Origin of the sequence: Hydrogenophaga sp. (assembly GCF_036675665.1) — a bacterium.
In the GTDB taxonomy this organism is placed as follows: Bacteria; Pseudomonadota; Gammaproteobacteria; order Burkholderiales; family Burkholderiaceae_C; genus Hydrogenophaga.
Genome location: NZ_JAKFEO010000087.1, coordinates 1 through 21,349, shown reverse-complemented (window position 1 = coordinate 21,349; position 21,349 = coordinate 1). Strand labels below are relative to the sequence as shown.

Genomic DNA, 21,349 nt, shown 5'->3' with positions numbered 1-21,349 from the left:
ATGAAAACTGCTGAACTGCGCCAAAAGGATGTGGCCGGCCTCGAAGCCGAAGTGAAATCGCTGCAAAAGGCCCACTTCGGTCTGCGCATGCAAAAAGCCACGCAACAACTCAACAACAACGCCGTGCTGGGCGACACCCGCCGCGCCATCGCTCGTGCCAAGACCATTCTTGCCGAGAAGCAGCGCACCGCGGCTTCGGCCAAATAAGGAGTGACCATGACGGAAGCTAAAACATCCCTCAAGCGCACCTTGATTGGCAAGGTCGTCAGTGACAAGCGCACCAAGACCGTGACGGTTCTGGTGGAGCGCCGTGTGAAGCACGAGCTCTACGACAAGATCGTTGCCAAGTCGAGCAAGTACCACGCCCATGACGAAAAGGGCGAGTACAAGACCGGCGACATGATCGAGATCACCGAGAGCCGTCCGCTGTCGAAGACGAAAAACTGGGTCGCCACCCGTTTGGTCCAAAAGGCCGAGCTGGTTTAAGCGCGATTCACGCTGCTTGCAGCGCCGAACTGAAAAGCGACCGACAATGCCGGTCGCTTTTTCTTTTTCCAGGCTCGATTTTTCGGGCTCTCACACCACGGCCCACAGGCCCAAAACCACGAGGAGCACAGCATGATTCAGGTTGGCGACAAGATCCCGGCGGCAACGTTGATGGAGTACAGCGAAGTTGAAGGCAACGGTTGCAGCATCGGCCCCAACGCTGTGGACGCGCACAAGGCGTCTTCGGGCAAGACGATTGCCGTGTTCGCGTTGCCGGGTGCCTTCACGCCGACCTGCTCGGCCAAGCACGTCCCCGGTTTTGTCGAGCACGCGGCCGACTTCAAGGCGGCCGGCGTGGACGAGATCTGGTGCGTGAGCGTGAACGACGCCTTCGTGATGGGCGCTTGGGCGCGCGATCAGAAGACCGGCGACAAGGTGCGCATGCTGGCCGACGGCAGTGCCGACTTTGCCAAGGCCACGGGCCTCACGCTGGACTTGACTGGCCGCGGCATGGGTTTGCGCAGCAACCGTTACTCGATGCTGATCAAGGACGGCGTGGTCAAGTCGCTGAATGTTGAAGCGCCTGGCAAGTTCGAAGTGAGTGACGCCGCCACGCTGCTGGCCCAGGCCAAAGCCGGCGTCTGATCGCGGGTTGAAGCAAAAAGCCGCCGGTGGCAACACCGGCGGCTTTTTTCATGGCGCCCGCACGGGGTGCCGATTCAGAGGTCGACCTTGAGGTAGTGGGCGCCCGGAATGGGGTTGTGATAGTACGGCGCCACCTCGACAAAGCCCGATTCCTGGTAGAGGGCGCGCGCGGTTTCCATGTCGCTGAGCGTGTCCAGCAACATGGTGGTGTAGCCAGCGAGCCGGGCGTCGGTCATGACGCGATCGACCAGCAGGCGGCCGAGTCCGAAACCCCGGAACGCACGGCGCACGAACAGGCGTTTCATTTCGCACGCGTCGAGATGGTCGGTGTTGGTGAGGGCGCGAAAGGCGCAACAGCCCGCGGGTTCACCGTCCACGCTGGCCAGAAAGATGGAGCCAGCGGGCTCCGCGTATTCGCCAGGCAGACCAGCCAGTTCGGCGTCAAAACCCTGAAAGCACAGATCGATGCCCATGTCGGCCTGGTAGTCCAGGAACAGCGACCTGACTGTGGCCAAGTCGTCGGGAAACCGGGCCAGTCTGAGCGTGACGCTGGCAGTCTCGGAGGATTTCATGCGGGGGAGAGCGGGCTGGGCTGAAGGAGCGGCACGGCGCCCACTATACGACAGGCGCTGCGCGTCAGAACGCGTTTCCCAGAGTGACCAGCCAGGTCACTGCGCCACCACACAGTGCCAGCACCAGCAGCGCGAGCGCGCGCGAAGCTGCCGAGTCACGGGTCTGGGGAACGCTCACGGCGCGGGCCACTTGTTTGTCGCCGACCACCATCGGACGGATCAGGTTGTCCTTCTTGACCCACTTGTAGAAGAAGACGGCGACGACGTGCAGGACCACCAAGCCGATCACGATGAACTTGCCCACATTCTTGTGGTAACTCGTCGCCAGGGCCACTGTTTCGCCCGAGACGAAACGCACGAGCGGGCCGAAGAAGGCGATCTCGTCGTCGCTCATCAGCCCCGTGCTCACCTGCGCCAGCAGGACGGCCAGCAGCGCAAACACCGACAGGGCGCCCAGGGGCGTGTGGCCCACTCGGTGCTCGGGATGGGGTTGCCCGCGCAGGTAGGCAATGACCGTCGATGGTGCAAACAGGAAACTGCCGAAGCGCGACCAGTGTCCGCCCACGAAACCCCAGACCACGCGAAACAGCAGAAGTGCCAGCACCGCGTAGCCCAGGCGCATGTGCCAGTTCATCCAGTTGCCGCCGATGTTGGCGGTGATCACAAGGCCCACGACGGCGGCGGCGAGCAGCCAGTGGAACAGGCGGGTGGGCAAGTCCCAGACGCGAATGGTTTGCATGGTTGAGTGGAGGGAGTTCAAAGAAGAGTGGAGCCGCGGACGTCGGGACAGTTCCAACGGAACTTAGCGCCGGCCCGGACACTCACCCGCTGGTAGCGATTTCGCTACGTTTTGTATCAAACAATCAACCACGCTTAGGAGTGCTCATGAAGTTTCTCGCCCCGTTGGCCATGGCCGTTGCGATCACCAGCCTGTCTGCCCCGGCATTCGCCCAGTTCCAGAAGCCCGAGGACGCTGTCAAGTACCGCAAGGCCGCTTTTACCGTGATGGCCAGCCATTTCGGACGCGTGGGCGCCATGGCCAACGGCCGCGTGCCATTCGACCCGAAGGTGGCGGCTGACAGCGCGGCCATCGTCGAGACGATGAGCAAGCTGCCGTGGGAAGGGTTTGGCCCGGGCACCGACAAGGGTGATGTGCGCGCACTCCCCGCCATCTGGACCGAGCAGGCGAAGTTCAAGGAAGGCGCAGACAAGCTGCAGGCGGAGACGGCCAAGCTGAGTGCTGCCGCCAAGACGGGCAACCTGGACGCCGTGAAAACGGCCTTCGGCGCCGTGGGTCAAACCTGCAAAGCCTGCCACGACGCTTACCGCAAGGATTGATCCCGATCGCGGTTTGATCCGCCATACAAAAAGCCGGGTCCTGGGGCCCGGCTTTTTGTTGTCTGGCGCCTGGCTCGTTTCAGGTCTGGGCCAGCAGTTTCTCGATGAGTTGGTGCAAGGCGGCGAAGTCGGGCTCGCCCACAAAGCGCTTGACGATGCGGCCCTGCTTGTCCACCAGGTAAGTGGTGGGCGTGAGCTTGACGTCGCCCCATTGCTGCGCGATCTCACCGGTGTTGTCCAGCGCCACCTTGAAGGGCAGCTGGCGGCTCTGCGCGAAATTGAGCACCCAGTTGGGTGGGTCGTATTCCATGGCCACGGCCACGGTGTCGAATCCCTGCGCCTGGTACTTGTGCCAGGTGGCCACGATCTGTGGCATTTCCTTCACGCAGGAGACGCAGGTGGTGGCCCAGAAATTCACCAGGGTCACCTTGCCCTTGAGGTCGGCGGTGGTGGCTTTGGAACCGTCGATCAGCACGAAGGTGGAGTTGGGCGCAGCTTCGCCGCCCGCGCAACCCGCGAGTCCCAGCACGGCAGCGGCACCCAGCGCAGCCACGGTGGCCAGGCTGCGACGGCGCAAGAGGCCAGGTCGGTCAAGTTCGGTCATTGTGTTTTCATTTTCCGGGGGCTACATTGCCCCACGCCATTCGTTCATCAGCATCCCAGGAGACACCGCATGCAGCGCCGCCAGTTTACCCAGTCCACCGCCGCCATAGGCCTCCTCATCCTGGCTGCCCACCAGCAGGCGCGGGCCTTGTCGCTGGGCGATCTCACCGAAGGCGACGCCACCAAGGGCATCAAGGTGGCTCTGGAAAAAGGTGCTCTGGCGGCCGTGGCGTTGCTGGGCAAGACCGATGGATTCCTCGGCAACCCGAAAGTTCGGATTCCTTTGCCCGGTTTTCTGGAAGATGCGTCCAAGCTCCTGAAACTGACCGGCCAGGGCAAGCGCGTGGACGAACTGGTCACCAGCATGAACCGCGCAGCCGAGGCCGCCGTGCCCATGGGGCGTGATCTGCTGGTGAATGCGGTCAAATCCATGAGTGTTTCGGACGCCAAGAACATCCTGGGTGGTGGCGACGATTCGGTGACCCGGTTCTTTGCCGACAAGACGCGCTTGCCACTGGGCGAAAAATTCCTGCCCATCGTCACCCGGGCCACCGAAAAAGTGGGCTTGGCCAACCAGTACAACAAGGTGGCGGGCAAGGCGGCGGGCCTCGGGTTGGTCAAGGCCGAAGACGCCAACATCCAGAAATACGTGACCGGCAAGTCGCTCGACGGCCTCTACACCATCATCGGCGAGGAAGAACGCAAGATTCGCCAGGACCCGGTGGGCACGGGCAGTGCCATCCTCAAGAAAGTGTTCGGCGCTCTGAAGTAAGCGCCTGCTGACGTCGAGTGTTCAGTTCTTCTTGAGCTTGCTGCGCGCTTCAGCCAGACGTGCATTCAGGTACTCGCCGTAGAAGTCGGGCACCGCGATGCCCACGAGGCGCTCGGCAAGCTCCTGGCCATGGGGGCCGAAGAACATCACCGTGGGCGTGAAACGCGCCTTCCAGGCCCGGGCCTGATCGGCCGGTGTCGTCGTGTCGCCCGCAAAGCCCTGCAGGTTGGACTGCCGGTCCTGCACGTCGATCTGCACCGCCACCAGCTCACCGCCGCGGCGCATGGGTAACAGGTAGTTGTTGCGCACCAACTCGCAGTACACGCAGCCTTTGAGCGTGGTCATGACCACCAGCGGCTCACCGCGTGCCGCGGCGGCCTGGGCGGCGCCGCGCAGCGACGCGGGGGTGGGCAAGGTCTGCGCAGCGGTGGCCATGGTTGTTTGGGTCAGACCGCGCCGCTGCGTTGCAGCGCGGCCAGTTGTTCGGGCGTGCTGCCCAGCCAGTCGCCCAGCACCTCGGCCGTGTGCTGGCCCAGCAACGGCGGGGGCAGGTCGTTGCGCACGGGGGTGGCGCTGAGCTTGAGCGGGCTGGCCACCAGATCAACCTGATCGGCCAGCGGGTGCGACCAGCGCTGCACCATGCCGCGCGAGAGCACGTGTTCGTCGGCAAACACCTCGGCCAGGTTGTTGATGGGTCCGCAGGGCACCTTGGCCGCTTCCAGCGCGGCGAGCCAGTCGCCCTTGCTGCGGGTCTTGAGGATGGTTTCCAGCAGAGGCACCAGCACGGCGCGGTGGCGCACGCGGTTCTGGTTCTGAGCAAAACGCGGGTCGGTGGCCAGCTCGGGCTGGCCCGCCACGGCGCAGAACTTGGCGAACTGGCCGTCGTTGCCCACCGCCAGGATGATGTGCTGCGCCAGACCCTGGGCATCGGGGGCGACCTCGAACACCTGGTAGGGCACGATGTTGGCGTGGGCGTTGCCCGCACGACCCGGCACCTTGCCGTCCTCGCGGCCGCGCACCAGGTAGTTGGCGCCCAGGTTGGCCAGCATGGCCACCTGCGTGTCGAGCAGCGCCATGTCGATGTGCTGGCCTTCGCCCGTGCGCTCGGCGTGGCGCAGCGCGGCCTGGATCGCCACGGTCGCGTACAAGCCAGTGAACAGATCCGCCACCGCGACACCCACTTTTTGTGGGCCACCGCCGGGCAGGTCGTCGCGCTCGCCGGTCACGCTCATCAGACCGCCCATGGCCTGGATGGCGAAGTCGTAGCCCGCCCGCTCCTTGTAGGCGCCGGTCTGGCCGAAGCCGGTGATGGAGCAGTACACCAGCCGGGGGTTGAGGGCGCGCAGGCTCTCGAAGTCCAGGCCGTAGCGCGCCATGTCGCCGACCTTGTAGTTCTCCACGAACACGTCGGCCTTGGCGGCGAGTTCACGGATCAGCGCCTGGCCTGCTGGCGTGGCGATGTCGCAGGTGATGGAGCGCTTGTTGCGGTTGGCGCCCAGGTAGTAGGCGGCCTCGGCGGTGTCGGCGCCGTCGCGCCCGCGCAGGAAAGGCGGACCCCAGCCGCGCGTGTCGTCTCCCCCGGGGTGGTTGTGGCCGGGCGGGCGTTCGACCTTGACCACATCGGCGCCCAGATCGGCCAGCGTCTGCGTGCACCAGGGGCCGGCGAGCACGCGGGACAAATCGAGTATGCGGATACCATCCAGAGCATTCATGTTTGCCATTGTGCGCGACGCTGTGGGCACTGCGGTGTCCCCGCCGTGGCGTGCCTCTCTCCATTCCATGTCTCCACCTGCATCCCACCCCGCCATGTGCCGACCTTGGCCCATCGGCGTGCTGATGGCCCTGGCGCTGACCGCCTGCAACCCCACCTTCAACTGGCGTGAACTGCGCCCCGAGGGCACGCCTCTGCAGGCGCTCATGCCGTGCAAGCCCGAGACCGCCGAACGCTCGGTGCCTCTGGGTGGCGCACCCACGATGCTGCACATGCACAGTTGCAAGGCCGGGGGCCTCACCTTTGCCCTGGCCTGGGCCGATGTGGCAGACGTCGCTGCCGTGCCCGCCACGCTCACCGATTGGCAGCGCGCCGCGCTCGCAGCCATCCGCGTCGACCCGGCACTGCAGTCCGATCCGGCGCATCGCTGGGCCGCGACCGTGGCCGGTTCGACCTTGGCGCAAGGCATCACCGCGCTGGGCATCGATCCGCAAGGTCAGCCAGTGCAGAGCCGGTCGGTGTACTTCGCGCGTGGCTCGCAGGTGTTCCAGGCGGCGATGTATGGCGCTGCGCCCGGTGACGAGGTGAGCACGACGTTCTTTGACGGATTGAAACTGCCATGACCCGCGCACCCACAAACGCCGCCGGCGATGCGCTGGGGACGCGGGGCGCGATCATCGTCTTCCTGACGTTTGCGATCGCGTATTTCTTCTCGGCGCTGGTGCGAGCCATCACGGCCACGCTCTCGCCCACGCTGAGCGCGGAACTGGACCTGAGCGCTGGCGACCTCGGGTTGTTGGCCGGCGGCTACTTTCTGGGCTTCGCAATGACCCAGCTGCCCCTGGGCAACTGGCTGGACCGCCACGGGCCGCGCAAGGTGATCCTGGCATTTCTCACCGTGGCGGTGCTCGGCTGCATGGCTTTTGCGCTGGCCACGAGTTTCTCGGGTTTGCTGGCAGCGCGCATGCTCACCGGCATGGGCGTGAGCGCCTGCCTGATGGCGCCGCTCACTGGCTTTCGCCGCTGGCTCACGCCCGCCACGCAGCTGCGGGCGAACTCCTGGATGCTCATGACCGGATCGCTGGGCATGGTGGCCGCCACCTTGCCGGTGCAGTGGCTCATGCCCTACACCGGCTGGCGTGGATTGTTCTGGATGCTGGCCGGGCTGATTGCGCTGTCGATGGTGGGCATCGCGCTCATCGTGCCGCGCTGGCGCCAGGCGGCATCGCCCTCGCCGCAGGACCCACCGTCGGACACAAGGGGCTACGGCTTCATCTGGCGCAATGCCTATTTCCGCCAGATGCTGCCGATCGGTTTCGTCAATTACGGCGGCATGGTGGCGGTGCAAACCCTGTGGGCGGGGCCGTGGATGGTGAAGGTGGCGGGCTACACCCCGCAGCAAGCGGCCGCCGGCCTGTTCGGCATCAACCTGTCGATGCTCTGCACCTTCTGGCTCTGGGGCGTGGTCAACCCCCATTTGGCGCGCCGAGGTCTGCGGCCCGAGCGGCTGATCGCCTGGGGTTTGCCATCGAGCTTCGCCGTGCTGACCGCCATCGTGTTGCTCGGCGCGGACGCGGGCTGGGAGTTGTGGGCGCTGTTCTGCGTGACCAGCACCTTTGTGTCCTTGTCTCAGCCCGCGGTGGCGCTGGCCTTGCCGGCCGAGGCGGCGGGGCGCGCGCTGTCGGCCTACAACCTGGCCATCTTCGGCGGGGTGTTCGGTGTGCAGTGGGGCATTGGCCTGCTGATCGAAGCGCTCATGGTGTTCGGCTGGAGCGAAGCGGATCGCTACCGCGGCGCCATGGCGATCTTTGGTGTGTGTTGCGTCTTCGCCTACCTCGCTTTCTGGCGTGCCTGGCGCACCCGCCCCAGAGCGCAGGCCAGCTAAACTGCGTCCATGAACGGCATCCTCATCATCGCGCACGCACCCTTGGCTTCGGCCTTGCGTCAGTGCGTCATGCATGTGTTCCCCGACAGCGCCGAGGCCGTCTCGGCGCTGGATGTCCAACCCAACGTACCGCCCGAAGAATCGCTGGCACAGGCGCGCGCGCTCATGCGACAGATGCACCTGCCGCAAATCCTGGTGGTGACCGACGTGTTCGGCGCCACGCCGTGCAACGTGGCGCAAAAACTGATCGACGGCATCAACTCCAAGTTGATCACTGGCGTGAACCTGCCCATGTTGCTGCGCACCGTGTCGTACCGCCACGAGTCACTGGACGCGCTGATCTCGCGCGCCATGATCGGCGCCACGCAGGGGGTGATTCAGGTGGCGGTGACCGCTCCGCAGAACCAGGCCAGACGAGCCACCCATGATCAAGACCACCGTGACCATCAGCAATAAGCTCGGGCTGCACGCACGCGCCTCGGCCAAACTCACCAAACTTGCCGGCAGCTTTGCCAGCGATGTGTGGATGTCCCGGGGCGATCGTCGCGTCAATGCGAAAAGCATCATGGGCGTGATGATGCTGGCGGCAGGCCTGGGCAGCACGGTCGAGGTCGAGACCGTCGGGGCCGATGAACAGGCGGCGATGGACTCATTGATAGCACTCATCAACGACAAATTCGGAGAGGGTGAGTGAGCTTCAGCGTTCACGGTCTGGCCGTCTCCCGGGGCATTGCCATCGGGCGGGCGGTGATCGTGGCGTCGAGCCGCATCGACGTGGCGCACTACTTCGTGCAGACCGAGCAGGTCGAAGGCGAGATCGAGCGGCTGCGCCATGCACGCAACGAGGTCGCAGCCGAGATTCTGAAGGTGCAGCAGAGCCTGCACGACCTGGGTCCTTCGGACGCGCACCCCGAACTCACCGCCTTGCTCGACGTGCACCTGATGCTGCTGCAGGACGAGCAGCTCACCAACGGCGTGAAGCACTGGATCGTCGAGCGCCACTACAACGCCGAATGGGCGCTCACCACCCAGCTGGAGGTGATCGCGCGGCAGTTCGACGAAATGGAGGATCCCTACTTGCGCGAGCGCAAGGCCGATCTGGAGCAGGTGGTCGAGCGCATCCTGCGGGTGATGCGCGGCATGACGTCCCCGGTGGGTGCGGGCCAGCCGCGCCCCGGGCAGGACAGCGCGGTCGACGTGCCGCTGGTGCTGATTGCGCACGATCTCTCGCCGGCCGACATGCTGCAGTTCAAGCAAAGCGTGTTTGCCGGCTTCGTCACCGACGTGGGCGGCAAGACCAGCCACACCGCCATCGTCGCGCGCAGCATGGACATCCCGGCGGTGGTCGGCGCGCGTTCGGCCAGCCAGCTGATCGAGCAGGACGACTGGGTCATCATCGACGGTGATGCCGGCGTGGTGGTGATCGACCCCTCGCCCATCCTGCTGGCCGAATACGGTTTCAAGCAGCGCCAGGGCGAAGTCGAGCGCGAACGCCTGTCGCGCCTGAAGAACACGCCCGCCGTCACGCTCGACGGACAGAAGATCGAACTGCTGGCCAACATCGAACAGCCCGAGGACGCCGTGGGCGCCCTCAAGGCCGGAGCCGTGGGTGTGGGGCTGTTCCGCAGCGAGTTCCTCTTCATGGGGCGCAACGGCAAACTGCCCGACGAGGAAGAGCAGTACCAGGCCTACAAACGCGCGGTCGAGGGCATGCAGGGCTTGCCGGTGACCATTCGCACGGTGGATGTGGGAGCCGACAAGCCGTTGGACCGTGTGGCCCAACGCGCTGGCGAAGACCACCTCAACCCGGCACTGGGTCTGCGCGCCATCCGCTGGAGCCTGGCGGATCCGGCCATGTTTCTCGCGCAGTTGCGCGCCATCCTGCGCGCGGCCGCGCACGGGCCGGTGCACCTGCTCATTCCCATGCTCGCGCACGCGAGCGAAATCCGCCAGACGCTCGCTCTGGTGCATCGCGCCCGCGAACAACTGGAGGCCGCGGGGGTGCGCCAGGGGGTGGTGAAGCTGGGCGCCATGATCGAAGTGCCCGCGGCCGCGCTCACCATTCCGCTGTTCCTCAAGCACTTCGACTTCCTGTCGATCGGCACCAACGACCTGATCCAGTACACGCTGGCGATCGACCGCGCCGACGAAGCCGTCTCGCACCTCTACGATCCGGTGCACCCGGCCGTGCTGCACCTGCTGGCCAGCACCATCGCGCAATGCCAGGCACAGGGCAAAGGGGTCAGCGTGTGTGGTGAGATGGCGGGCGACGTGGCCATGACGCGCCTGCTGCTCGGCCTGGGCCTGCGCAGTTTTTCCATGCACCCTTCGCAGATCCTCGCGGTCAAGCAACAGATATTGCGTTGTGACACGTCGAGACTGCAGACGTGGGCGCAGACCGTGCTGGCGGCGGAAGATCCTGCAGCGTTGATGACCGACTGAAACTCAGTCGGTCCTGCGCGTGGCGATCACCGCCGCGCCCACGATCATCAACGCCGCCAGTCCGATCACCGGACTCGGCATCTCTGATCGAACCAGGAGCAGTGTCAACGTGGAGAGCAGCGGCGTGAGAAAGCTCAACACGCCGATCTGACGCGCGTCGCCACGCTTGAGTGCCGCATCCCACAGAAAGAACGCACCGCCCAGCGGTCCCAGGCCCAGCACGGCGATGAGCAGCATGTCCTGGGTCGAGAGCGAGGCGGCGGGCTCCAGCAGCGCGTGGCACAGCAGCGAGAGCGCGCCCGAGAGCAGCGCAAAGCTGCCGATGGCAGCGGTGGGGAAGGCGCGCACACGCTTCGTCATCAGTGAGTAGCTGGCCCAGATGAAGGCCGAGGCCAGCGCAGGGATGTAGCCCCAGGCCCAACGGGTGTCGCCCGCATCGCCCGCGCCACCGAGGATGGCCAGCGTCGCGCCGGCGAAACCCAGCAGGGCGGCAAAGACGTGCCGGCCGGTGAGCGACACGCCCCGCAGGAACAGCGGCGCCATCACCACGATGCCCAGCGGCCAGAGGTAGTTGACCAGGTTGGCCTGCACTGGCGGCGCATGGCGCAGGGCGATGAAGAGCAGGAAGTGAAAGCCGAACAGGCCGTAGACCCCGAGTGCCAGCGTGCCCAGGGGCACGCGCCATTGGCGGAAGTCGAAGCGCGAGAGCGGCAACGCGATCAGGCTGCCGACCAGCAGCGAGAGGCCGGTGAGCAGAAAGGGCGGCACGTGCGACAGGGCCACACCGAGTGCGGCGAGGGAGGCCCACAGCGCGATCGCGCCCAGGGCAAGGAGGTTGGCGTTCATGCGGATAGGTTACCGTGCCGTGCGTGCATTGAAGCGGGTGCTGCGTCACACGCACGTCACTGTGTCGTCATGCGATCGTCGCAGCGGCATCGCACCATCGCCGCATGCTCAATGTCGATCTGGTCTGGTTCAACGCGGGTGGCGGTCACCGCGCCGCCGCCGAGGCGCTGTCACTGGCCATCGAGGCCCAAGGCTTGCCATGGCGTGTGCGCAAGGTGAACTTCACCGAAGTGATCGACCCGGCGGGTCGGTTCCGCCGCGTCATGGGCTTCGATCCCGAAGACCTCTACAACAAGCGCCTGGCCAGCGGCTTCACGCTGGGTCTCTCGCAAGAGCTCAAGCTGCTGCAACGCGCCATCCGCTGGAGCCACCCCCTGCTGGTGGAGCGGCTGGCCGCTCACTGGCGCGAGACGAAGCCCGACATGGTGGTCTCGCTGATTCCGAACTTCAACCGCGCGCTGCACGACAGCCTGGCCCAGGTTCAACCGCAGACGCCGTTCGTCACGGTGTTGACCGACATGGCCGATCACCCGCCTGTGTTCTGGGTGGAGCCGGGCACGGAGCAGCACGTTGTTTGCGGCACGGCGCACGCACACGCGCAGGCGCTGCAGGCCGGGGTTCCCTCGGCGCAGGTGCACCGTGTCAGCGGCATGCTGCTGCGCCCCACTTTCCACGAACCAGCGCCGCTGGACCGTGCCCGCGAGCGCGCGGCCCTGGGGCTGGACCCGACGCGGCCGGTGGGGCTGGTGATGTTCGGCGGCGAGGGTTCACGCGCCATGAAGCGGATCGCCGCGGCGTTGCCCGATGTGCCATTGATCCTGCTGTGCGGTCGCAACGAGGCGCTGGCCCAGTCGCTGCGCGCCATGCCGGCGGTGGCGCCACGTGTGGTGGTGGGCTTCACGCCTGATGTGGCGCGCTGGATGCAGCTGGCCGATTTTTTTGTCGGCAAACCGGGTCCTGGTGCGATCAGCGAGGCGGTGCAGATGGGCCTGCCCGTCATTGTTGCGCGCAACGCCTGGACCATGCCGCAGGAGCGTTGGAACACCGAGTGGGTGCGCCAGCAAGGCGTGGGCCTGACCCTGCGCAGCTTCAGCCAGATTGACGTCGCGGTGGGGCAACTGCTGCCCCGGCTGGCGGAATTTCAGCGCCGCGTCGCCACCGTCGACAACCGCGCGGCGCTGGAGGTGCCGCAGCGCCTGGCCGCCATCCTGAAGGCGCGGCATGCAGCCGTGGCGCATCCGGTGGCCGAGCCCGTCCTGTCATGCGATTGACGCCGGAGCTTCATTGACGCGTCGCAATCGATCTTCAAACTGAACCTCCATGCGACGAGACCTCCTTCCTTTGCTGGACCCTGCGGACTCAACGGACACCGATGTGGATGTGCCCGATGGCCTGCGGGTGCGCACCGTGTGGATATCGGACCTGCACCTGGGCACGCCGGGCTGCCAGGCAGTTCCATTGCTGGATTTCCTCAAGCGCGTGGAGTGCGACACGCTCTACCTGGTGGGCGACATCATCGACGGCTGGCAACTCAAGCGGCAGTGGTACTGGCCGCAGACCCACAACGACGTGGTGCAGAAGCTGCTGCGCAAGGCGCGCAAAGGCACGCGGGTGGTCTTCGTGCCGGGCAACCACGACGAGTTCGCACGCAAGTACCTGGGGCACAACTTCGGTGGTGTGGAGGTGGTTGAGGAGGCCATCCACAAGACCGCGGACGGGCGCCTCCTGTGGATCACCCACGGCGACTACTTCGACGGCGTGATCCAGTGCGCCCAGTGGCTGGCCCATGTGGGCGACTGGGCCTATGAGCTCACCTTGCGCATCAACCGACACCTCAACTCCACGCGCGCCCGTCTTGGGCTGCCGTACTGGAGCCTGTCGCGCTACCTCAAACTCAAGGTCAAGCGCGCGGTGAGCTATGTGAGCGACTTCGAGGTCGCGGTGGCGCGCGAGGCGCGTGAGCGCGGCGTGCACGGCGTGGTGTGCGGACACATCCACCACGCCGAGATCCGCACGATCGACGGGGTCCTGTATTGCAACGACGGCGACTGGGTGGAGAGCCTCACGGCGCTGGTCGAACACGCCGATGGTCGGCTCGAAATCCTGGACTGGTCGGGTCTGCCGAGCCAGCCGGATGCCAAGGTGCTGGGCACCGCCCCCGCCCTGCACCCCGCGGTGGCCTGAACCGGCTCAGCGCGCGGTGTTGAGCACGTCGTGCGCTTGCTGGTCGGCGTGGTACGAGCTGCGCACCATCGCGCCCACGGCGGCGTGGCTGAAACCCATCTTGTAGGCCTCGACCTCGAACATCTTGAAGGTGTCGGGGTGCACGTAGCGGCGCACCGGCAGGTGGTGTCCGCTGGGGGCGAGGTACTGGCCGATGGTGAGCATGTCGATGCCGTGCGCGCGCATGTCGCGCATGACCTCCAGGATCTCTTCGTCCGTCTCGCCCAGGCCGACCATCAGGCCGCTCTTGGTCGGCACGTCGGGGAACAGCGCCTTGAACTTCTTCAGCAGGTTCAGGCTGAACTGGTAGTCCGAGCCCGGGCGCGCTTCCTTGTACAGGCGTGGCACGGTCTCCATGTTGTGGTTCATCACATCGGGTGGCGCGGCCTTGAGGATCTCCAGTGCGCGGTCATCGCGGCCACGGAAATCGGGCACCAGCACCTCGATCTGCGTCTGCGGCGACAGGGCGCGGGTCTTCTCGATGCAGGCGACAAAGTGGCCGGCGCCGCCGTCGCGCAGATCGTCGCGGTCCACGCTGGTGATCACCACGTATTTCAGCTTGAGCTGCGCGATCGTCTTGGCGAGGTTGTCGGGCTCGTTCACGTCCAGCGGGTCGGGGCGCCCGTGGCCCACGTCGCAGAACGGGCAGCGTCGCGTGCACTTGTCGCCCATGATCATGAAGGTGGCCGTGCCCTTGCCGAAGCACTCGCCGATGTTGGGGCAGCTCGCCTCCTCGCACACCGTCACCAGCTTGTTGGTGCGCAGGATGTCCTTGATTTCGTAGAAGCGTGTGGTTGGGCTGCCCGCCTTGACGCGGATCCATTCCGGCTTCTTCAGCACCTCGGCCGGCACGATCTTGATGGGGATGCGCGCCGTCTTGGCCTGGCTCTTCTGCTTGGCGGTGGCGTCGTAGCTGGCGGCGGGCTGGGATTCGCGAACCGTGGTGTCGGCGGTGGCAACGGCGGTTTCAGAGGCGGGCGTGTCGGTGCGGTTCATGGCGGCGGCGCGGATGGCGCTTGGAGTCAGGGTGAGAGGGTGGCGCTGAGCTTCTGGCCCAGGACGTGCGCGGCCTCATCCCAGGAAACCGCCACCCCGATTGTAGAAAGGTCCACCGTCCGCAGGCCCATGTAGCCGCAGGGGTTGATGCGCTCGAAGGGTTGCAGGTCCATCGCCACGTTGAGCGCCACACCGTGGTAGGTGCAATGCCGGCTGACCTTGATGCCGAGCGCGGCGACCTTGCCCAGGCCGGTGAAGTCGGGCGCTGGCGCTGGCTCCCCGGGCACGCGCCGCTGTGGGCGCTGCGGCAGCATGGCGTGGCTGAACGGATCGTCCAGCCGCACGTAGATGCCTGGCGCGCCCGCCACCCGGTGGCCCGTCACCTGGAATGCGCCCAGCGTGCGGATCACCGCTTCTTCGACCCGGTAGACGAACTCCTTGACGTAATAGCCCGCGCGCTGCAGGTCGATCAGCGGATAGGCCACCACCTGACCGGGGCCATGGTAGGTCACCTGCCCGCCGCGGTTGGTCTGCACCACGGGGATGGTGCCGGGGGCGAGCAGGTGATCTTCGCGCCCGGCCAGGCCCTGGGTGAAGACGGGCAGGTGCTCGCAGATCCAGAGCTCGTCGGGCGTGTCGGTCGTGCGTTCTGCCGTGAACGCCTGCATGGCCAGGTATGTGCTGTCGTAAGGAACTCGACCGACGGAGCTGATCAGCATGGCCTGAGCAAGGCGATCCGGCGCCGGGCCGCCCCAAGCCGGATCAGCCCCCCCGGGGGGCAGCGACCCGCGCAGCGGCGGAGCGTGGGGGCCTTGTGTCACAGGACGATCTTGACCATGGGGTGTGTCGTCAGGGTGCGGTAGAGCTCGTCGAGCTGTTCGCGGCTGGTCACATGCACGCTCAACGTCAGCCCCATGTAGTTGCCTGCCTTGCTGGGGCGCTGCTCCACGGTGCCGGGATCGAAGGTGGCATCGAACGCCTTGGCCACATGCACCATGGCATCGATGAAGCCCTCCACATTCGCACCCATCACCTTGATGGGGAATTGCGTGGGGTACTCGATGAGCGATTGTTCGGGCGGAATCTCGCGGGGTTGTTCCATGGTGTTTCTCCAGTTCATGCCGTCAGAGCGGCAACGGCGTGCTGGTATCCAGCGTACAGGCGTGCGTAGGTGGGGCCGGGCCGGCCCTGACCCACAGGCTGGCCATCCAGGCGGGTGACGGGCAGCACTTCCTTGGTGGCCGACGACAGCAGCAACTCGTCGGCATCGAGCACCTCGGCGCGTGTGATGGGGCGCAACTCGAACCGCAGACCCTGAGCCCGGCAGATCTCCTCGATCAGCCCGAAGCGGATGCCCTCCAGCACGAGGTTGTCCTTGGGCGGACCCATGACCACGCCGTTCTTCACCACCCAGACATTGCTGGAAGCCGCCTCGCTCAGGTGATTGCCGCGGAACATCACGGTTTCCATCGCGCCGGCGTCCACGCTGATCTGGCGCGCAAACACGGAGCCCAACAGGCTGGTGCTTTTGATGTGGGCCTTTTCCCAGCGGAAATCGTCGGCCGTGACGCAGGCCACGCCTTGCTCGCGTTGCGCCGAGGTGGCCAGTTTCATTTCGCTGGCCATCACGAACACGGTGGGCATGAGGCCGGCTGGCATGGCGTGATCCCGCACGGCCACGCCCCGGGTGACTTGTATGTAAATCAGCTGGTTGACGGCGCCTTCGGCGTCCCGCAGCGAATGCGCCAGACGCTGCGCAATGGATGCCCACTCGACGCGAGGCAGCGGGTTGGCGATGCGCAGTTCGGCCAGCGACCGGTCCAGGCGCGCCATGTGCTGCTCAAACCGGAAAGCTCGAGCGGCGTAACAGGGCAGCACCTCGTACACACCATCGCCAAAAATGAACCCTCGGTCCAGCACGCTGACCCGCGCATCGCGCAACGCGGTGAACTCGCCGTTGAGGTAGCAGAGGGTGTCGGGCAGATCGGGCGATGTGCCCCAGGTCGCAGCATTCATCAAAAGATTATCGGCGGCAGCGCCAGCGGTGCGCAGGCAAGCGCTGCTCAGCCTTGACGGAGCCATGGGGTTTCTACGTATAATCAGCGGCTTTGCGAACGTCGCCCAACCGTAACCTGTCTGTAACCTTCCATGTCGACAATGCAACGCGTCGATCAGGAGTCGCAGACCCAAAGCCCGGCCGAGAGCCCGGCTGATTGGGAAGATGGTGCGCAAGAGTCCGAATTCAAGCCACTGACGCGCGAAGAAGCGCAACAGTGGCGAGCCAGCCAGCCGCACTTCTCGTTGTGGCGTCTGGTGGTTGTGCAGTTGCTGGTGGGATTGGCTGCTGGCGCGCTGGCTGGGTTGTTCACGCAATCGGCTTCGGTGGCGTGGTCGGTCCTGTACGGCGCGGCAGCGGTGGTGGTGCCCTCGGCCTTGATGGCCTACGGCCTGACTTCCAGTGCGTTGAGCCGCCTGTTGGCGGGTTATGCGCAGGCCGCATTTGCTGGTTTTTTGTTGTGGGAGGGGGTCAAGGTTCTGCTGGTGGTGGCCCTGTTGTGGTCGGCCCCCTGGATCGTCCCCGAGCTGAATTGGATGGGCCTGTTGGCAGGCCTGGTGTTGGTTCTCAAGGTGTACTGGTTTGGATTCTGGATCCAGACCCGGCGCGCAAATCTAAACGGTTGAATTTCCGACAAATCGGTGCAAACGAACATGGCAACTGAAGGCAGCGCTCTGACCCCTGGCGAATACATCCGCCACCATCTGGTCCATTTGTCCAACAAGAAGCAAGAGTCGATCGTCGACTTTTCGATCATCAACATCGACTCGGTGATCGTGAGTTCCCTGGTGGGTGCTCTGGTCTGCTTCGTGCTGTGGCTTGCCGCTCGCAAATCCACCGCCGGTGTTCCTGGTCGGTTCCAGGCGGCCGTGGAGATGCTGGTTGAAATGGTCGACACGCAGGCCAAGGCCGTCATCCACAACGCCCACAGCCGCAAGCTGGTGGCTCCTCTGGCGCTGACGGTGTTCGTCTGGATCTTCATGATGAACTTCATGGACATGCTGCCAGTCGACCTGCTGCCCTCCATCTGGCATGCCGCCGGCCCGGCCATGGGCTATCCCGACTACCTGCGCGTGGTGCCCACCGCCGACCTCTCCACCACGCTCGGCTTGTCCGTCTCCGTGTTGCTGATGTGCCTGTTCTACAACATCAAGATCAAGGGCATCGGCGGCTGGACGCACGAGCTCGTCACGGCACCCTTCGGCACCAGCAAGAACCCCATCTGGGCGCTGCTGTTGGGTCTGGTCAACTTCCTGATGCAAATGATCGAGTTCGTGGCCAAGACGGTCTCCCACGGCATGCGGTTGTTCGGAAACATGTTCGCGGGTGAGTTGGTCTTCATGCTGATTGCGTTGCTGGGAGGCTTTGCTTCCCTGTCGCTCGGTGGTGGACTTTTCTTCGTTGGACATGTGATCGCAGGCACGGTATGGACCTTGTTCCACATCCTGGTCATCACCTTGCAGGCGTTCATTTTCATGATGCTGGCCCTGATTTATCTCGGGCAGGCGCATGACGCTCACTGATCTGCGCGGCCTGTCCTCGCTCTGAGTTCTCGTTTCTTTCTTTCCTTTTCTCAACTTTCGTTCATCTCATAGGAGTCATCATGGAAAACGTTCTGGGTCTTGTCGCACTGGCTTGCGGTCTCATCGTCGGTCTGGGCGCCATCGGCGCATCCATCGGCATCGCGCTGATGGGCGGCAAATTTCTGGAATCGTCGGCCCGTCAGCCCGAGCTGATGAACGACCTGCAGACCAAGATGTTCATTTTGGCCGGTCTGATCGATGCGGCCTTCCTGATTGGCGTGGCCATTGCCCTGCTGTTCGCCTTCGCCAACCCCTTCACGCTGTAATCGGGTTTGCTGCCCGAGGCAGCGCGTGTGCGGGCCGTGATCAGGATCCCTGATCTGTCTGGCCTTCCTCCGCGCTCTTGGGCAACAAGTGCGTCACCACTCTTGTCAACACACAGAAAGGCGTTGCGATGAATATCAATGCAACCCTCTTTGCGCAAGCCATCGTCTTTGCGATCCTGGTGTGGTTCACGATGAAATTCGTGTGGCCCCCGATTGCCAAAGCGCTCGATGAGCGTGCGTTGAAGATTTCCGAAGGGCTGGCGGCTTCCGAAAAAGCCAAGTCCGAACTGGCCGTGGCCAACAAGCGGGTGGAAGAGGAGTTGAGCAAATCGCGCAACGAGTCCGCTACCCGTCTGGCCGATGCCGAGCGCCGTGCGCAAACCGTGATCGAAGAGGCCAAGGCGCGTGCGACCGATGAAGCCACCAAGATCGTGGCTGCCGCTCACCAGGAAGCCGAGCAACAGGTCGTGAAGGCCCGCGAAGCCCTGCGCGAGCAAGTCGCTGCGCTGGCCGTCAAGGGCGCCGAGCAGATCCTCAAGCGCGAAGTCAACGCCGGCGTTCACGCCGAGTTGCTGAGTCGCCTGAAGACCGAGCTTTGATCCACCGACACGGCATTCAAAGGTAAACCATGGCCGAAATCGCCACCATTGCCCGCCCATATGCGGAAGCGCTGTTCCAGGCCTCTGGCTCTGGTGCGGCAGGCACCGCCGCCTGGCTCGACGAGCTGGCGTCGGTGGCTGCCGATGAGCAGCTTCGCCAATACGCCGACAACCCCAGGACCACGCCCGAACAGGTGTTCAGCCTGGTCACCGGTGTGATCAAGACGAGCCTGCCCGCGATGGCGCAGAATTTCCTGCGCACCGTGATCGACAACGGCCGTCTGGCCGCGCTGCCTGAAATCGCGGATCAGTTCCGCGCCTTGAAGAACGCGCAGCAAGGTGCCTTTGATGCGGTGGTCTACAGCGCTTTTCCGATCGACAGCGCCGCGTTGGCCGATCTCTCCGGCGTGCTGGAAAAGCGCTTTGCCCGCAAGCTCAACCTCCAGGTCGAATTGCAGCCCGAGCTGATCGGCGGCATTCGCGTGGTGGTGGGCGACGAAGTGCTCGACACCTCGATCAAAGCCCGCCTGGAACACATGAAAACCGCCCTGACCGCGGCCTGACCGCTGTCACCCCGCGCCCGCCTGCTCACCATTTAACGAAAGAAGGAAAGAGTCATGCAACTCAATCCCGCCGAAATTTCCGAACTGATCAAGTCCCGCATCGAGGGACTGGGCACATCGACCGATGTGCGCAACCAGGGCACCGTGGTGTCGGTGACCGACGGTATCGTCCGCGTCCATGGCCTGTCCGACGTGATGCAGGGCGAGATGCTGGAATTCCCGGCCAACAAGGACGGCGTGCCCTCCTTCGGCCTGGCGCTGAACCTGGAGCGCGACTCCGTGGGCGCCGTGATTCTGGGTGAGTACGAGCACATCTCCGAAGGCGAAACCGTCAAGTGCACGGGCCGCATTCTGGAAGTGCCGGTCGGCCCCGAGCTGATTGGCCGTGTGGTCAACGCCCTGGGCGCTCCGATCGACGGCAAGGGTCCGATCAACGCCAAGATGACCGACGTGATCGAGAAGGTTGCGCCCGGCGTGATCGCCCGCAAATCGGTGGACCAGCCGGTGCAGACCGGCCTGAAGTCGATCGACTCGATGGTGCCCGTGGGCCGTGGCCAGCGCGAGCTGATCATCGGCGACCGCCAGACCGGCAAGACCGCCGTGGCGATCGACGCGATCATCAACCAGAAGGGTCAGAACATGACCTGCGTCTACGTCGCGATCGGCCAGAAGGCCTCGTCGATCAAGAACGTGGTGCGCGCTCTGGAACAGGCTGGCGCGATGGAGTACACCATCGTCGTGGCCGCTTCGGCCTCCGAATCCGCTGCCATGCAGTACCTGTCGGCCTACTCCGGCTGCACCATGGGCGAGTACTTCCGCGATCGCGGCCAGGACGCCCTGATCGTTTATGACGATCTGTCCAAGCAGGCCGTGGCCTACCGCCAGGTTTCGCTGTTGCTGCGCCGCCCACCAGGCCGCGAAGCCTACCCCGGCGACGTGTTCTATCTGCACAGCCGTCTGCTCGAGCGCGCAGCCCGTGTGAACGCCGACTACGTCGAAGCCTTCACCAAAGGCGAAGTCAAGGGCAAGACCGGTTCACTGACCGCACTGCCCATCATCGAAACGCAGGCCGGCGACGTGTCCGCTTTCGTGCCGACCAACGTGATCTCGATCACCGATGGCCAGATCTTCCTGGAAACCAGCCTGTTCAACGCCGGTATCCGCCCCGCCATCAACGCCGGTATCTCGGTGTCGCGTGTCGGTGGTGCTGCCCAGACCAAACTGATCAAGAGCCTGTCCGGCGGTATCCGTACCGATCTGGCCCAGTACCGCGAACTGGCTGCCTTCGCGCAGTTTGCTTCCGACCTCGACGAAGCCACCCGCAAGCAGCTCGACCGCGGTGCCCGCGTGACCGAACTGCTCAAGCAGGCCCAGTACAGCCCGCAGTCGATCGGCCTGATGGCGTCCACGCTGTTCGCCGTGAACAAGGGTTACCTGGACGATATCGAAGTCAAGAAAGTGCTCTCGTTCGAAAACGGCATGCACGCTTTCCTCAAGGACAAGCACGCAGCGCTGCTGGCCAAGCTGGAAAACGACAAGGCCATGGACAAGGACGCGGAAGCCCAACTGGCCGCAGCCATTGCTGACTTCAAGAAAACCGGCACCTACTGATCCGGCCCATTGACTTCTTAGAGGAAACACAATGGCAGCAGGCAAGGAAATACGCGGCAAGATCAAATCGGTGGAGAACACCAAGAAGATCACCAAAGCCATGGAAATGGTCGCCGCCTCCAAGATGCGCAAGGCGCAGGAACGCATGCGTG

Annotated in this window: 29 protein-coding genes; 19 read left to right on the top strand and 10 right to left on the bottom strand. The window is 64.7% G+C overall.

Annotated elements, in window-relative coordinates; all coding sequences use genetic code 11:
- The 3 genes from rpmC (at position 1) to V6M63_RS21100 (ending at position 1,131) form a co-directional block, all read left to right on the top strand.
- Positions 1 to 207: a 50S ribosomal protein L29 gene (gene rpmC / locus V6M63_RS21110; RefSeq protein ID WP_056266770.1), complete on the top strand. Its 207-nt coding sequence runs from the start codon at positions 1 to 3 to the stop codon at positions 205 to 207.
- Between the two features lie 9 nt (positions 208 to 216).
- Positions 217 to 486, top strand: a complete 270-nt coding sequence (gene rpsQ, locus V6M63_RS21105; protein WP_332745117.1) for a 30S ribosomal protein S17 — start codon at positions 217 to 219, stop codon at positions 484 to 486.
- A 132-nt stretch (positions 487 to 618) separates the two neighbouring features.
- Positions 619 to 1,131: a peroxiredoxin gene (locus V6M63_RS21100; RefSeq protein WP_332745115.1), complete on the top strand. Its 513-nt coding sequence runs from the start codon at positions 619 to 621 to the stop codon at positions 1,129 to 1,131.
- Between the two features lie 74 nt (positions 1,132 to 1,205).
- Here V6M63_RS21100 and V6M63_RS21095 read toward each other — a convergent pair whose 3' ends face one another.
- Positions 1,206 to 1,703 (bottom strand): GNAT family N-acetyltransferase, encoded by a 498-nt coding sequence (locus V6M63_RS21095; RefSeq protein WP_332745113.1) that lies wholly within the window; start codon positions 1,701 to 1,703, stop codon positions 1,206 to 1,208.
- Between the two features lie 64 nt (positions 1,704 to 1,767).
- Positions 1,768 to 2,442 carry a cytochrome b/b6 domain-containing protein gene (locus V6M63_RS21090; RefSeq protein ID WP_332745111.1) on the bottom strand — a complete coding sequence of 225 codons (675 nt, stop codon included), beginning with the start codon at positions 2,440 to 2,442 and terminating at the stop codon, positions 1,768 to 1,770.
- Between the two features lie 146 nt (positions 2,443 to 2,588).
- Here V6M63_RS21090 and V6M63_RS21085 point away from each other — a divergent pair, with 146 nt between their 5' ends.
- On the top strand, positions 2,589 to 3,041 hold the full coding sequence (locus V6M63_RS21085; RefSeq protein WP_332745109.1) for a c-type cytochrome: 453 nt from the start codon (positions 2,589 to 2,591) through the stop codon (positions 3,039 to 3,041).
- A gap of 79 nt (positions 3,042 to 3,120) precedes the next feature.
- Here V6M63_RS21085 and V6M63_RS21080 read toward each other — a convergent pair whose 3' ends face one another.
- Positions 3,121 to 3,645, bottom strand: a complete 525-nt coding sequence (locus V6M63_RS21080) for a TlpA family protein disulfide reductase (protein ID WP_332745107.1) — start codon at positions 3,643 to 3,645, stop codon at positions 3,121 to 3,123.
- Between the two features lie 69 nt (positions 3,646 to 3,714).
- Between V6M63_RS21080 and V6M63_RS21075 the strand changes: the two genes are divergently transcribed.
- Positions 3,715 to 4,416, top strand: coding sequence for a DUF4197 domain-containing protein (locus tag V6M63_RS21075; RefSeq protein ID WP_332745105.1), 702 nt, complete (start codon positions 3,715 to 3,717; stop codon positions 4,414 to 4,416).
- A 21-nt stretch (positions 4,417 to 4,437) separates the two neighbouring features.
- On the opposite strand, the gene V6M63_RS21070 is transcribed toward V6M63_RS21075, so the two are convergent.
- Together V6M63_RS21070 and V6M63_RS21065 are read right to left on the bottom strand one after the other, a co-directional pair.
- A complete protein-coding gene (locus V6M63_RS21070; RefSeq protein WP_332745103.1) occupies positions 4,438 to 4,851 on the bottom strand; it encodes a thioredoxin fold domain-containing protein in 414 nt (137 codons plus the stop codon).
- Between the two features lie 11 nt (positions 4,852 to 4,862).
- Positions 4,863 to 6,128 carry a CaiB/BaiF CoA transferase family protein gene (locus V6M63_RS21065; RefSeq protein ID WP_332745102.1) on the bottom strand — a complete coding sequence of 422 codons (1,266 nt, stop codon included), beginning with the start codon at positions 6,126 to 6,128 and terminating at the stop codon, positions 4,863 to 4,865.
- 94 nt (positions 6,129 to 6,222) lie between these two features.
- Here V6M63_RS21065 and V6M63_RS21060 point away from each other — a divergent pair, with 94 nt between their 5' ends.
- Genes V6M63_RS21060 through ptsP form a run of 5 tightly spaced genes read left to right on the top strand, consistent with a single transcriptional unit; the run spans position 6,223 to position 10,454 of the window.
- Complete coding sequence (locus V6M63_RS21060) at positions 6,223 to 6,750, top strand: hypothetical protein (RefSeq protein ID WP_332745101.1); 528 nt, start codon at positions 6,223 to 6,225, stop codon at positions 6,748 to 6,750.
- Positions 6,747 to 8,012, top strand: coding sequence for an MFS transporter (locus tag V6M63_RS21055; protein WP_332745099.1), 1,266 nt, complete (start codon positions 6,747 to 6,749; stop codon positions 8,010 to 8,012). Before V6M63_RS21060 ends, V6M63_RS21055 begins: the two co-directional genes overlap by 4 nt.
- Positions 8,013 to 8,021: 9 nt before the next feature.
- Complete coding sequence (locus tag V6M63_RS21050) at positions 8,022 to 8,468, top strand: PTS sugar transporter subunit IIA (RefSeq protein ID WP_332745098.1); 447 nt, start codon at positions 8,022 to 8,024, stop codon at positions 8,466 to 8,468.
- Positions 8,437 to 8,706, top strand: a complete 270-nt coding sequence (locus tag V6M63_RS21045; protein ID WP_332745097.1) for an HPr family phosphocarrier protein — start codon at positions 8,437 to 8,439, stop codon at positions 8,704 to 8,706. Before V6M63_RS21050 ends, V6M63_RS21045 begins: the two co-directional genes overlap by 32 nt.
- A complete protein-coding gene (ptsP, locus tag V6M63_RS21040) occupies positions 8,703 to 10,454 on the top strand; it encodes a phosphoenolpyruvate--protein phosphotransferase (RefSeq protein ID WP_332745095.1) in 1,752 nt (583 codons plus the stop codon). Before V6M63_RS21045 ends, ptsP begins: the two co-directional genes overlap by 4 nt.
- 3 nt (positions 10,455 to 10,457) lie before the next feature.
- Here ptsP and V6M63_RS21035 read toward each other — a convergent pair whose 3' ends face one another.
- Positions 10,458 to 11,300, bottom strand: a complete 843-nt coding sequence (locus tag V6M63_RS21035) for a DMT family transporter (protein WP_332745093.1) — start codon at positions 11,298 to 11,300, stop codon at positions 10,458 to 10,460.
- Positions 11,301 to 11,404: 104 nt separating this feature from the next.
- Here V6M63_RS21035 and V6M63_RS21030 point away from each other — a divergent pair, with 104 nt between their 5' ends.
- Both V6M63_RS21030 and V6M63_RS21025 read left to right on the top strand, forming a co-directional pair.
- Positions 11,405 to 12,571, top strand: coding sequence for an MGDG synthase family glycosyltransferase (locus V6M63_RS21030; RefSeq protein WP_332745092.1), 1,167 nt, complete (start codon positions 11,405 to 11,407; stop codon positions 12,569 to 12,571).
- Positions 12,572 to 12,620: 49 nt separating this feature from the next.
- A complete protein-coding gene (locus V6M63_RS21025; RefSeq protein ID WP_332745090.1) occupies positions 12,621 to 13,484 on the top strand; it encodes a UDP-2,3-diacylglucosamine diphosphatase in 864 nt (287 codons plus the stop codon).
- Positions 13,485 to 13,490: 6 nt separating this feature from the next.
- Here the strand turns inward: V6M63_RS21025 and lipA are convergent, their stop codons facing one another.
- The 4 genes from lipA to V6M63_RS21005 form a co-directional block, all read right to left on the bottom strand.
- Positions 13,491 to 14,519 (bottom strand): lipoyl synthase, encoded by a 1,029-nt coding sequence (gene lipA, locus V6M63_RS21020; RefSeq protein WP_332745088.1) that lies wholly within the window; start codon positions 14,517 to 14,519, stop codon positions 13,491 to 13,493.
- Positions 14,520 to 14,545: 26 nt separating this feature from the next.
- Positions 14,546 to 15,238 carry a lipoyl(octanoyl) transferase LipB gene (gene lipB, locus V6M63_RS21015; protein WP_332745087.1) on the bottom strand — a complete coding sequence of 231 codons (693 nt, stop codon included), beginning with the start codon at positions 15,236 to 15,238 and terminating at the stop codon, positions 14,546 to 14,548.
- A gap of 98 nt (positions 15,239 to 15,336) precedes the next feature.
- Positions 15,337 to 15,621 carry an HP0495 family protein gene (locus V6M63_RS21010; protein ID WP_156406230.1) on the bottom strand — a complete coding sequence of 95 codons (285 nt, stop codon included), beginning with the start codon at positions 15,619 to 15,621 and terminating at the stop codon, positions 15,337 to 15,339.
- A gap of 14 nt (positions 15,622 to 15,635) precedes the next feature.
- Positions 15,636 to 16,535, bottom strand: coding sequence for a D-amino acid aminotransferase (locus tag V6M63_RS21005; protein WP_332745084.1), 900 nt, complete (start codon positions 16,533 to 16,535; stop codon positions 15,636 to 15,638).
- A 141-nt stretch (positions 16,536 to 16,676) separates the two neighbouring features.
- Between V6M63_RS21005 and V6M63_RS21000 the strand changes: the two genes are divergently transcribed.
- From V6M63_RS21000 to V6M63_RS20970, 7 genes are all read left to right on the top strand, one after another.
- Positions 16,677 to 17,201: an ATP synthase subunit I gene (locus V6M63_RS21000; RefSeq protein WP_332745082.1), complete on the top strand. Its 525-nt coding sequence runs from the start codon at positions 16,677 to 16,679 to the stop codon at positions 17,199 to 17,201.
- Between the two features lie 27 nt (positions 17,202 to 17,228).
- Entirely contained in the window at positions 17,229 to 18,098 is an 870-nt protein-coding gene (gene atpB, locus V6M63_RS20995; protein WP_332745080.1) for a F0F1 ATP synthase subunit A, read from the top strand.
- 80 nt (positions 18,099 to 18,178) lie between these two features.
- Entirely contained in the window at positions 18,179 to 18,424 is a 246-nt protein-coding gene (atpE, locus tag V6M63_RS20990) for a F0F1 ATP synthase subunit C (protein ID WP_009519254.1), read from the top strand.
- Between the two features lie 128 nt (positions 18,425 to 18,552).
- Complete coding sequence (locus tag V6M63_RS20985) at positions 18,553 to 19,023, top strand: F0F1 ATP synthase subunit B (protein ID WP_332745073.1); 471 nt, start codon at positions 18,553 to 18,555, stop codon at positions 19,021 to 19,023.
- A gap of 29 nt (positions 19,024 to 19,052) precedes the next feature.
- A complete protein-coding gene (locus tag V6M63_RS20980; protein WP_332745071.1) occupies positions 19,053 to 19,586 on the top strand; it encodes a F0F1 ATP synthase subunit delta in 534 nt (177 codons plus the stop codon).
- Positions 19,587 to 19,640: 54 nt separating this feature from the next.
- Positions 19,641 to 21,197: a F0F1 ATP synthase subunit alpha gene (atpA, locus tag V6M63_RS20975; RefSeq protein ID WP_056266677.1), complete on the top strand. Its 1,557-nt coding sequence runs from the start codon at positions 19,641 to 19,643 to the stop codon at positions 21,195 to 21,197.
- 31 nt (positions 21,198 to 21,228) lie between these two features.
- The coding region (locus tag V6M63_RS20970) for a F0F1 ATP synthase subunit gamma (protein WP_332745120.1) at positions 21,229 to 21,349 on the top strand (121 nt) is incomplete at its 3' end.